The organism is Bacillus sp. TH30 (genome assembly GCF_016650875.1).
GTDB lineage: Bacteria > Bacillota > Bacilli > Bacillales > Bacillaceae_G > Bacillus_A > Bacillus_A mycoides.
This window is the reverse complement of sequence record NZ_JAEKEY010000002.1, coordinates 1,341,227-1,352,854: the sequence shown is the minus strand read 5'-3', so window position 1 is coordinate 1,352,854 and position 11,628 is coordinate 1,341,227. Positions and strand designations below refer to the sequence as shown.

Below are 11,628 nucleotides of genomic sequence, written 5' to 3'. Positions count from 1 at the left end.
AAATGAAAACATTGCTAGAGGTAAAAGATTTGCAAGTCTCCTTTGATACACATGCAGGTGAAGTACAAGCTGTACGCGGTGTTACTTTTGATTTGAAAAAAGGAGAGACATTAGCGATTGTAGGAGAATCTGGTTCTGGTAAATCAGTTACTTCTAAAGCGTTAATGGGATTAATTCCGAATCCTCCAGGACGTATTAAAAACGGTGAAATTGTATTTGAAGGTCGTGACTTAACGAAACTAACAGAAAAAGAAATGCAGCAAGTACGCGGTAAAGATATTGCTATGATTTTCCAAGATCCAATGACATCATTAAATCCAACGATGACTATTGGTAATCAAATTATGGAAGGTCTTATTAAACACCAAGGGATGAGTAAAGCAGATGCACGTAAAGTTGCGTTAGAATTAATCGACCTTGTAGGTATTCCGAATCCAGAAGCGCGCTTAAAACAATATCCTCACCAATTCTCAGGTGGTATGAGACAGCGTGTAGTTATTGCGATGGCGTTAGCTTGTAACCCGAAATTATTAATTGCCGATGAGCCGACAACAGCGCTAGACGTTACAATTCAGGCGCAAATTTTAGAACTTATGAAGGACATTCAGCAAAAAACAGAAGCAGCAATCATTTTCATTACGCATGACTTAGGTGTAGTGGCAAACGTTGCAGACCGAGTTGCGGTTATGTACGCTGGTAAAGTTGTTGAAATTGGAACTGTTGATGAAATTTTCTACAATCCAAAACATCCATACACATGGGGCTTAATCGCATCTATGCCAAGCTTAGATGGTGCAGAGGACGAGCTATATGCGATTCCAGGAACGCCTCCAGACTTATTAAAACCGCCAAAGGGTGATGCTTTTGCACCACGTAACCCGCAGGCGTTAAAAATTGATTTTGAAATGGACCCACCTTTATTTAAAGTAAGTGATACACACTATGCGGCAACTTGGTTACTTCACGAGCAAGCTCCAGAAGTAAAACCACCGGCAGTCGTTGAAAAACGCATTCTTCAAATGAAAGCAGGTGAACAACATGACTAAACAACGTGAGAAATTAATTGAAGTAAAAAATGTAAAGCAGCACTTCGACGTGAGTGGTGGTGTTGTCAAAGCGGTTAATGATATTTCATTTGATATTTACCGCGGAGAAACATTTGGTCTTGTAGGAGAATCAGGTTGTGGTAAATCGACAACTGGAAGAACGATTATTCGTTTATATGATGCAACTGCTGGTGAAGTGTTGTTCGATGGTGAAAATGTACATGGTAAAAAATCACGTGCAGAGCTGAAGAAGTTCAACCGTAAAATGCAAATGATTTTCCAAGATCCATATGCATCATTAAATCCTCGTATGACAGTAGGGGATATTATCGCAGAAGGTATTGATATTCACGGACTAGCAAAAGGCAAAAAAGAGCGTATGGACCGTGTTCATGAATTATTAAATACAGTTGGTTTAAATAAAGAGCACGCAAACCGTTTCCCGCATGAATTCTCAGGCGGACAACGTCAACGTATCGGTATCGCTCGTGCGCTAGCTGTAGAACCTGAATTTATCATTGCTGATGAACCAATCTCAGCACTTGACGTATCGATTCAGGCGCAAGTTGTAAACTTACTGAAACAGTTACAAAGAGAAAAAGGTTTAACATACTTATTCATCGCCCATGATTTATCAATGGTAAAATACATTAGTGATCGCATTGGTGTAATGTACCGTGGTCAAATCGTTGAGTTGACAACAAGTGAAGAGTTATATGCGAATCCAATGCATCCATATACAAAATCACTACTATCTGCAATTCCGCTTCCAGATCCAGATTATGAGCGCAATCGTAAACGTATCGTATACGATCCATCTCAACATCAATATGGTGAGGAAGCACCAACAATGCGTGAAATTCGCCCAGGACATTTTGTATTATGTTCTGAAGCAGAGTATAAGAAATATAAAGAAATCTATCAATAATAAAGTAGAGCCATTCTTCTATTACAGAAGGATGGCTCTATTTTTTATACTAATTAAACTTAATTTAGTATAAAGAGATTTTATCCAAGTTCTTTTTCTGTTTAAAGACAGCAAATTAAGAGTTTCCAAGAATGAAGAAAAGGCGACTGAAATCCAGCCGCCTTTTTCTTCATTTAGAAACACTTTTATTTTACTGCGCCTGAACAGAAACACTCTCATCTTGCTCATTTGGTTTAACAAGTGCATAATTTTCCCACGATCTACTTCTCCAGCGGAAGAACATAATAATTGCTCGCGTCCATTCGTCGATAGCAATCGCTAGCCAAATACCAACGAGCCCCATGTCTAAATGGAAGGCGAAAAAGTAACCGAGTGGTAAGCTCATTAACACCATGGAGAATGCGCCGATTAAAACAGGATATTTTGCATCGCCAGCTGCACGAAGTGAATTAATGATGACGATGTTCATCGTCCGTCCTGTTTCAAGTAGTACACTTAGTAAAAGAACGCTTGCCCCTAGAGCGATAATATGAGGATTATCCGTAAATAGTCCCATTAATTGTGTGCGGAATGTAACAACGAGCATGACCATAAATAAAGTTACACCAATCGCCCATTGTACACTTTTCCATACGCGTGTGTAAGCTTCATCCTTTTCATTTCCGCCAACTAGGCGTCCAACGATAATAGCTGTTCCCATACCGATAGCAATGGCGAATAAATAAGTGAACATGGAAATGTTAGTAGCGTATTGTCTTGCAGCTAACGATTCCGTACCTAAGTATGTTGCGTAATATAAGAAGACAATTTGACAAGCTTGATACATGACTTGTTCGAATGCAGATGGAATGCCGATCTTTAAAATTTTGCCAACGTATTCTTTTGATAAAGTGAAGTAATATTGTAATTTCACACGGTATTCCATAACGCGGTACAGTAACCAGAAGAAAACGATAAGTGCGATTAACCGGCTGACAGCGGAAGAAATCGCGGCTCCTTGCACACCAAGTTCAGGGAAACCGAATTTCCCGAAAATAAGTACGTAGTTTCCGGCGATATGAATAATATTCATTCCAAGCGAAACAAACATTGCTTGCTTTGTAAAGCCGTGAACGCGGATAATTGCGGCTAATGAGTTAATAATAGCTTGAAGGAAAATAGCTCCTCCGACGATGGATAGATAGCTTTGTGCATACGTTAGTACATCGCCTTGTAAATTCATTGCCATCATCATATGTTTTGAAAATAAAAGAAAACCAGCGCTTATAATGAGTCCGACCACTAAATTTAATGTGACGGCTAATGCTGATATTTTTGATGCTTCCATAAAGCGTTTAGAACCGAGGTATTGGGATACAACGATAGCTGCACCATTCCCTATGACTTCTAGTACTAAAATCGCGATATGAAGGTATTGATTCGCTGCACCAACCCCAGATACAGCATCGTCTGATAATGCACTTAACATGAAAGTATCAGCGATCCCCATCAGCATAAAAAGAAAAACTTCTAGAAAAATAGGCCATGTTAATAAGAATAAACTTAATTTCTCTGTTGGCCCGTTTTTTGAGCGAATTGCTGTCATGTCCGTCCCCTCTTTACCGATATCTATTTTTAGCAAAGTGTATCGTAACACACTTTCATATCCTTTGCACTTATTTTAGCCTACATATTTTCAATATGAATAAACCTTCATTTTATGACAAAAAAGGAGGAATAATTATGCGTAAGATATTATAGAATATAAAATTTATTTTTCTCTGATAATTTAGAAAAGTATAAAAACGGTCATTTTTAACACTTTAGTTCAATAAAAACGCAGTGTGAAACGTTTACAAATGCACGTGGTGTTAACAGAAAATTTTAATAAAATAGAAATATAAATATACAAAGAATATATTTGTGTGTATAATATGAATTATTAGAACGTATATATATTTCTTTCTGTTTGAAAATGAAAGGGCTAACATTTTTTTGGAGGGTGGAAGTATGAAAAAAAAGATACCAGTTTTTGTAGCATCAACAGTAGCAATGAGCATGATTTTAGGGGCATGTGGCTACCAAAAAGATGAACCGCAAGCGAACGCAAAAGGGGATAGCGGGAAAAGCGGTGCGAAGCAAGTTATTAACTTAATTGAAACACAAGAAATTCCAACGATGGACCCAGCGTTATCAGCTGATGCAGTTTCTTCAAAAGTAATGAACAATACGATGGAAGGCCTATACCGCCTTGGGAAAGACGATAAATTAGTTCCAGGTGTAGCGAAGGAATTCCAAAAGTCAGAAGACGGTAAAAAGTATACATTTAAATTACGTGAAGATGCAAAATGGTCAAATGGTGAACCTGTAACGGCGAAAGATTTCGTGTATGCATGGCAAAGAGCAATTAATCCAGATACAGCTGCGAAATCGGCGTACATTATGTACGATATAAAAAATGCTGAGAAAATTAATAAAAAAGAGATGAGTCCAGACCAATTAGGTGTAAAAGCGATTGATGATCATACACTAGAAGTAGAATTAGATAATTCTATTCCATATCTTGTTGATTTAATGGTCTATCCGATCTTCTATCCTGTTAATGAAAAGTATGTGAAAGAGCAAGGGGCGAAGTTTGGTTTAGAAGCAAATACAACACTTTATAACGGACCATTTACATTAAGTGATTGGCAACATGAACGTAGCTTCAAAATGACAAAGAGCTCATCATATTGGGACAATAAAGAAGTGAAGCTTGAGGAAGTAAACTTTAATATTGTAAAAGATACGTCTACGCCAATTAATTTATATGAAACAAACGCAGTCGATCGAGCGACGTTATTAGCAGAGTTCATCGATAAATATAAAGGAAAACCAGATTTCAAAACGGTAGAAGATACATCTGTATTCTTCCTTCGCTTAAATCAAAAAGACCCAGCTTTAGCAAATAAAAATATTCGTAAAGCAATTTCTCTTGGTTTTGACCGTAAACCATTCGTTGATACATTATTAAATAACGGTTCTAAGCCAGCGACGGGATTAATTCCTGACAATTTCATTAAAGGACCGGATAAAAAAGATTTCCGTGTTGAAAATGGAGATATTGTAAAACCAAATGTAAAAGAAGCGAAAAAGTATTGGGAAGCTGGTAAAAAAGAGCTTGGCAAAAACGAAATTGAATTAGAGCTATTAAATGAAGACGTTGAATTATCGAAGAAAACTGGTGAATATTTAAAAGGTGAGTTAGAAAAGAATTTACCAGGTTTAACAGTGAAAATTAAACAACAACCATTCGCGCAAAAACTAAAATTAGAAGATGCGGGCGACTTTGTAATGTCATTCTCTGGATGGAGTGCAGACTTCCCAGATCCAGTTACATATCTTGATATGTTCGTAACTGATGGGGCACAAAATAAAATGAAGTATTCTAATCCGAAGTACGATGAGATTATTATGAAAGCGAAGAAAGATGGAAGCGACGTAAATGCTCGTTGGAAAAACTTACTTGAAGCAGAAAAAATGTTACTTGATGACGCTGCGATTGTTCCAGTATATCAACGTGGTAGAGCATATTTACAAAGAGAAACAATTAAAGATATGTACAACCATAAGTATGGTGGCGAAGTAAGCTTCAAATGGGCATCAGTAGGAAAATAACAAAAAAAGCAGGTGATTACCTGCTTTTTTTAGTACGTACGTTTTTTATAAATGCCTTTTCCGCCAACTTGGTTCCAGCCAGATTGTACATCTAAACTTTTATTAACAAACTTCATTTTTTCTTTCCCACCAAAGAGTTTTTCACCGATGCTATTTGTAATGACACCAATCAATGCTGTTATTCCGATGATGAGGGTAGCAACAATGATAAAATCAGTAAAAAAAGCGATCATATGCAAATTCCCCCTTTGTCTGTCTGTATTTTTATTGTATGAGATAAATGGTAAAAAAGAAAGAAATGTCAGAAAAATATTCGATTTACTTTAGAAAGCATATAGACATGAGCGGAGAGAGTTGTTAAAATAAGAACGAATGTTCCTTTTCGTTTCTAACCTTTAGAGTCTTACATTTCTCAATTGTTTTGTCGGGAAAAGGTAAGAAAACGCTCTCTTTTTAATGGGGAAGATTATGAAACTGTAATTGTATATCAAGTGAAGATTATTGTAGAAAGTAAGTATCAAAAGGGTTGAAGACCGTTGTTAAAGGACAGTTTTACTGAGTATAATCATGTTACATAGCAGTGGAGTACACGGAGGAATTTTCTCAACTAGCAGTAAATTCACTGTATATTTCTTGCAAAAACTATTGTATAATGATTATAGAAGTTACTTATTAAAAGTAATTATTGTTGCTTACATGAATTGCGATTTTTTACTTTGCTATAAGACAAGTTATCGCGAAAAATTGCGGAAGTTAGAAATTTAAACTGTAATTAGTACAGAATTTGTACTCTTTAAGGAGAGTGAGCTTTGTATGGTAACATTATATAGTTCTCCAAGCTGTACGTCTTGTAGAAAGGCGAAATTATGGCTAGAGGAAAATCATATTCCTTATACAGAACGTAATATTTTCTCAGATCCATTAACGATTGATGAGATTAAAGAGATTTTACGTATGACAGAAAGCGGAACGGATGAGATTATTTCTACTCGTTCAAAAGTTTTCCAAGAATTGAATGTGAACTTAGAGTCTTTACCACTTCAAGATTTATATAAGATGATTCGTGACTATCCAGGTATTTTACGTCGTCCAATTATGATTGACGAAAAACGCCTTCAAGTAGGTTACAACGAAGATGAAATCCGTCGTTTCTTACCACGTACAGTAAGAACGTTCCAATTACGTGAAGCACAGCGTCTTGTAAATTAATTATAATAATATGAAAACCTTCTACCTATTATAGAGTAGAAGGTTTTTTTTTACTGTTTAACATTACGTAATCGCACTTGTTGAACGATAAAGCCTATGCATAAAATGGTGAAAATGAACAAATAAGGGATACTTGTGGCAAAACTAGGATTATGATGAAAAAACGTTGCAAGTCTGTCTTCATGTGTAATCATTTTTCCTGCTGTATAGGCGAGAACTGCTGCTCCGCAATAAATGAGAAATGGAAAGCGTTCCATGAGTATTAAAATAAGTTTGCTTCCCCAAATGATAATCGGGATAGAAATGAATAAACCGATAATTACGAGTGAAAGTCTTCCGTGAGCTGCTCCTGCAATGGCAATAACATTGTCAAACCCCATAACGAGATCCGCGAATACAATTGTACGCACAGCTTGGAATAAAGTCGTTTTTCCTTTGATAGAAGAAAGATCGTTGTTATTATCAGTGAGTAAATTGACCGCAATTAATGTAAGTAAAATTCCGCCGGTGAGTTGTAAAAATGGGATATCAAGTAAATAGACAGCTAGTATCGTGAGGAGAATTCGTAGCACAATTGCTAACATAGTACCAATCAAAATGGCTTTATTTCGTTTTGCTTCAGGTAAATTTCGGCTAGCTAGTGCGATGACAATTGCGTTATCGCCACCTAGTACAACATCGATACCGACAATCATTAGTACAGATGTTAAAAACTCTAAGTCCATTCGTCTGCCTCCATTTATGATGTTTTAATAAGCGAAATATATGTATGTGGTGAAGAAAGTTTGTCTAGTTTTGATCCCGCGCTCCCAGGGACAAAATAATCACCTCTAATAGAAGTTTCACTTTATTACAGTGTACGAGGGAATATGGGAATGTATGTCCAAATTTTTTGCGAGCAGTAAATTGGTATAATGGTATATTTATTCCGATTGGTGCGAGCTAATAATCAGTGGAGGATGAAAAAAATACTGATTATTGTTTCACTTTATGTAAAAAGTCGAATACAGATAGGTATATAACTATTTTTGTAAAATAAATCGATTTTATTTCCCTTCTGGAGAATCTTATCATAAAATGAGAGTACAAGAATCTATTGTTTTGTCATATGAGTGGGGAATCCCTTCATAACAATTCTAAGCAGGAAGGGAGCGTTGTATTTTGGATATTGAAAGAATTAATGACCATACGATGAAATTTTTTATTACGTACATTGATATAGAGGACAGAGGGTTTAATCGTGAAGAAATTTGGTATGATCGCGAACGAAGTGAAGAGCTCTTTTGGGAGATGATGGACGAAGCTCGTGATCATGATGATTTCTTTATCGATGGGCCGTTATGGATCCAAGTGCAAGCAGTCGATAAAGGGATTGAAGTACTTGTAACGAAAGCGGAGCTTTCAAAGGATGGACAAAAGCTGGAACTACCAATAGGTGTAGACAAAATTATAGACATTCCTCTAGATGAAGGCATCGAATCATTATTCCAGCAAGAATTAGTGGAAGAGGTAGAAGAACAAGTAGGAACAAACTTTAATGAAGATGGTACGTTTGGCTTTTTAATTAAGTTTAATGATTTTGAAGATGTTATTTCATTAAGTCATCGTCTTATCTTTGAAGATATAAAAGATGAATTACATTCATTTGAGGACCGATATTATGTATATGTGGAATTCGATGAAGTGCTACATGATGAAGAAGAAATTGATCGTATTTTAAGTATTGTTTTAGAATATGGAGAAGAATCTACTTTAACGATTCACCGTGTAAGTGAGTATGGGAAACAGGTTGTGAAAGAGCGTGCGCTTGAGACAATTCGCAACAATTTCCCTCCTAAAATGTAGGCCGATTTCTATAGTATGAAATCGGCTTTTTTTATGAAGAATAGGAAGGCTTTCTTAGTAAGGAGGTAAGAGATGAAAAACACGTTAAAACTACTTTTCTTTTTTCTACTATTGTTCGCATTATTTGTTTCATTACGCATGTTTATTGATGTAGCATTTTATTCGGATGTCATTGGGATAAAGGATGTTTCTATTTTAGGTATTATTAGTATTTTATTTACGGTTTCCGCATTTTTAATTGGATGTGTTATTTTCTTAGAAAACCGCCATCCGTCTAAAACACTTACGTGGTTAATCGTACTAGGTATTTTTCCGGTGTTCGGTTTCTTTGCTTATCTTTTATTTGGACAAAATTTTCGTAGAAAAAGAATGTTCCAAAAGAAGGCATTACTCGATGAACAGGCGTTTTTACAATATAAGGGACACGAAGATTACGAAGAACGGATTTTACGAAATCATAAGCATCAAGAATTGTTATTTCGTTTAGCAGATCGACTAGGTGCTTTAAATATTTCATTTCAAACTGAAACGAGGACATTAACAAATGGAGATGAAACGTTTCAGGCAATTTTAGATGGGTTAAATCGAGCGAAACACCACATTCATATGGAGTATTACATTGTGCGTGATGACAAGCTCGGTACAGAAATTAAAGATATTTTAATAAAAAAATCAAAAGAAGGCGTTGTCGTTCGTTTTTTATACGACGCGGTTGGAAGCTTTAAATTATCAAATTCGTATATTGAAGAATTGAATGATGCAGGAGTAGAAATGATTCCATTTTTCCCTGTGCGCTTTCCAATTTTAAACGATAAAATTAATTATCGAAACCACCGAAAAATCGTTATTATAGATGGAAATGAAGGGTTTGTAGGTGGATTAAATATTGGTGATGAGTATTTAGGGAAGGATAAATATTTCGGTTTTTGGCGAGACACGCATTTATATTTACGCGGTGAAGCAGTTCAAAGTTTACAGCTAATTTTCCTTCAAGACTGGTTTTATATGACTGGTGAGGCGGTATTAGCACCTGAATATTTACAAGCGGAAGCAGTTGAGGGTGATCATTGGGGCGGAGTCCAACTTGTTGGAGGTGGACCGGATAATAAATGGGAAACAATTAAACATTTATATTTTGCAATGATTGCTTCAGCTAGGAAATCGATTTGGATTGCAACACCATACTTTATCCCAGATGATGATATTTTATCTGCATTAAAAGTAGCTGCACTTGCTGGTATTGATGTTCGTTTGTTAATGCCAAGTAAGCCAGATAAGCGGACTGTCTTTTATGCATCAAGATCGTACTTTCCGGAGTTATTAGATGCAGGAGTAAAAATATATGAATATGAAAAAGGTTTTCTTCATAGTAAAGTTGTCATCGTGGATTCTGATCTCGCATCAATTGGGACAGCTAATATGGATATGAGAAGTTTTCATTTAAACTTTGAAGTAAATGCCTTTTTATATGATACAGGTAGCATTCGAAAGCTCGTTCAAGATTTTAAAGACGATTTAGAAGAATCCAGTGAAATTCATGTTGACCGATTTCATAAGAGACGTCTTCATAGGCGGATTGTTGAATCGACGTATCGGTTATTATCACCTTTATTATAGAAAGAGATGTCCTAATTTAGGACATCTCTTTTTTTGAGAGGAATTTGTAGTAAATTGTAGAATACAAGAAGTTGAAAGGGTGTGATGGTGGATGTTTATTGCAAGGAGAGAAAACGGAGAGAAAATTCATCTATTATATAACCGGGATGAAGAACGTTTACGCGAAATGCGTAAACGAGAAAAATTCTTTTGTACAGCTTGCGGAAAAGAAGTGCAAATGAAATTAGGAACACAAAAGAGCTGGCATTTTGCTCATAAGAAAGTGGATTCATGTCTTACTTTTTATGAAGCAGAATCTATGTATCATATGCACGGTAAAGAATTGTTATATAGATGGTTAAAACATCAAGATTTTCATGTCGATATAGAGCATTATCTGCCAGTAATCAAGCAACGGCCAGATATTTACGTAGAGAGAGCGGATAGAAAAATTGCGATTGAATATCAATGTGCAAATCTTTCCGTAGAGCAGCTTTCTAAACGAACATACTCGTATTGGCAAGCTGGTATACAGGTCATCTGGATCATTGGTGGAAATCAATTAAAAAAGCAATCTGCATATTGGATGAAATTTTCCTCACTTCTGGCTTTCTCCTTACAATCTTATCCTCAGCCATTTCTTATTTTCTTCTGTCCGAAACAAAAATCGTTTATGAAATGCGCATTTATCACTCCGTTTTCTACAAATGTCTCTTTCTCACATACTATTTATTTACCAACTGATACGACTACTGTTGACATGCTCTTTTCCTCTGTTCCTTTCCAAAAAGAGGTATTAGGACAAGAATGGAAGAGAAAAAAGAACCATTTTCGGCAAAACGCTCTATCTATCTGGAATTATAATCATAAGTCACTACTCCGCCTCTTATATCAATATAAATGTACCCCAGCGAGCTTTCCTTCTGAAATCGGTGTTCCGCTCCCATCCGCGTTTGCTTTTCAAACAAATCCATTTACATGGCAAGCTTTTCTATACATGAAGTGTATAGGTGAGCTTGCGGTAGGGAATTGTATTTCCCTTCAATATGTGTGTAGTTATGTAAAAAAAAATACGGAAATGCGCTTACTTCCGTACTTTTCACAACATATATGGAAAGTAGCGGTTACTGAATATATGACTTTTTTATGTTTTGTAGGCGTGTTGCATAAAGTAGGGACTTATACGTACCGAAAAATGAGGAATATAGTTATGTTACAGGCGGAGGAGGAAGTTAGGAAATATGATGAGATTTGCCTAACTTATGCGCTATCTCTATTTGAGACAAAGTTCAACATGAGAGAAGAAAAAGGGGATATAATAAAGAATGAACGTGAAGGAATTACATAAGAAAAACAGAATTGTACTTA

General features: G+C 36.0%; 10 protein-coding genes. 7 read left to right on the top strand and 3 right to left on the bottom strand.

All coding sequences use genetic code 11. From position 1 onward, the window contains the following. The first annotated feature begins 2 nt into the window (after positions 1-2). Positions 3-1,046, top strand: coding sequence for an ABC transporter ATP-binding protein (locus JFU20_RS09130; RefSeq protein WP_002011337.1), 1,044 nt, complete (start codon positions 3-5; stop codon positions 1,044-1,046). After that, entirely contained in the window at positions 1,039-1,974 is a 936-nt protein-coding gene (locus JFU20_RS09125) for an ABC transporter ATP-binding protein (protein WP_002086978.1), read from the top strand. The genes JFU20_RS09130 and JFU20_RS09125 overlap by 8 nt, the downstream gene beginning before the upstream one ends. Before the next feature lie 190 nt (positions 1,975-2,164). Here JFU20_RS09125 and JFU20_RS09120 read toward each other — a convergent pair whose 3' ends face one another. Then, positions 2,165-3,610 (bottom strand): MATE family efflux transporter, encoded by a 1,446-nt coding sequence (locus tag JFU20_RS09120; RefSeq protein WP_002166144.1) that lies wholly within the window; start codon positions 3,608-3,610, stop codon positions 2,165-2,167. Between the two features lie 353 nt (positions 3,611-3,963). Between JFU20_RS09120 and JFU20_RS09115 the strand changes: the two genes are divergently transcribed. After that, the gene (locus tag JFU20_RS09115) at positions 3,964-5,610 is read left to right on the top strand and encodes a peptide ABC transporter substrate-binding protein (RefSeq protein ID WP_002125935.1); all 1,647 of its coding nucleotides are present in this window, start codon (positions 3,964-3,966) and stop codon (positions 5,608-5,610) included. 29 nt (positions 5,611-5,639) lie between these two features. On the opposite strand, the gene JFU20_RS09110 is transcribed toward JFU20_RS09115, so the two are convergent. Continuing rightward, the gene (locus JFU20_RS09110; protein ID WP_000559981.1) at positions 5,640-5,843 is read right to left on the bottom strand and encodes a hypothetical protein; all 204 of its coding nucleotides are present in this window, start codon (positions 5,841-5,843) and stop codon (positions 5,640-5,642) included. 580 nt (positions 5,844-6,423) lie between these two features. On the opposite strand from JFU20_RS09110, the gene spx reads away from it, so the two are divergent. After that, positions 6,424-6,819, top strand: a complete 396-nt coding sequence (gene spx, locus JFU20_RS09105; RefSeq protein WP_002011348.1) for a transcriptional regulator Spx — start codon at positions 6,424-6,426, stop codon at positions 6,817-6,819. Between the two features lie 50 nt (positions 6,820-6,869). Here the strand turns inward: spx and JFU20_RS09100 are convergent, their stop codons facing one another. Then, positions 6,870-7,544, bottom strand: coding sequence for a TerC family protein (locus tag JFU20_RS09100; RefSeq protein WP_002011349.1), 675 nt, complete (start codon positions 7,542-7,544; stop codon positions 6,870-6,872). Between the two features lie 436 nt (positions 7,545-7,980). Between JFU20_RS09100 and mecA the strand changes: the two genes are divergently transcribed. From mecA to JFU20_RS09085, 3 genes are all read left to right on the top strand, one after another. Next, the gene (gene mecA, locus JFU20_RS09095) at positions 7,981-8,664 is read left to right on the top strand and encodes an adaptor protein MecA (RefSeq protein ID WP_002011351.1); all 684 of its coding nucleotides are present in this window, start codon (positions 7,981-7,983) and stop codon (positions 8,662-8,664) included. Between the two features lie 72 nt (positions 8,665-8,736). Further along, positions 8,737-10,281, top strand: coding sequence for a cardiolipin synthase (locus JFU20_RS09090; RefSeq protein ID WP_002064255.1), 1,545 nt, complete (start codon positions 8,737-8,739; stop codon positions 10,279-10,281). Between the two features lie 91 nt (positions 10,282-10,372). Further along, positions 10,373-11,608 (top strand): competence protein CoiA, encoded by a 1,236-nt coding sequence (locus JFU20_RS09085; protein WP_002011354.1) that lies wholly within the window; start codon positions 10,373-10,375, stop codon positions 11,606-11,608. Positions 11,609-11,628: the final 20 nt, after the last annotated feature.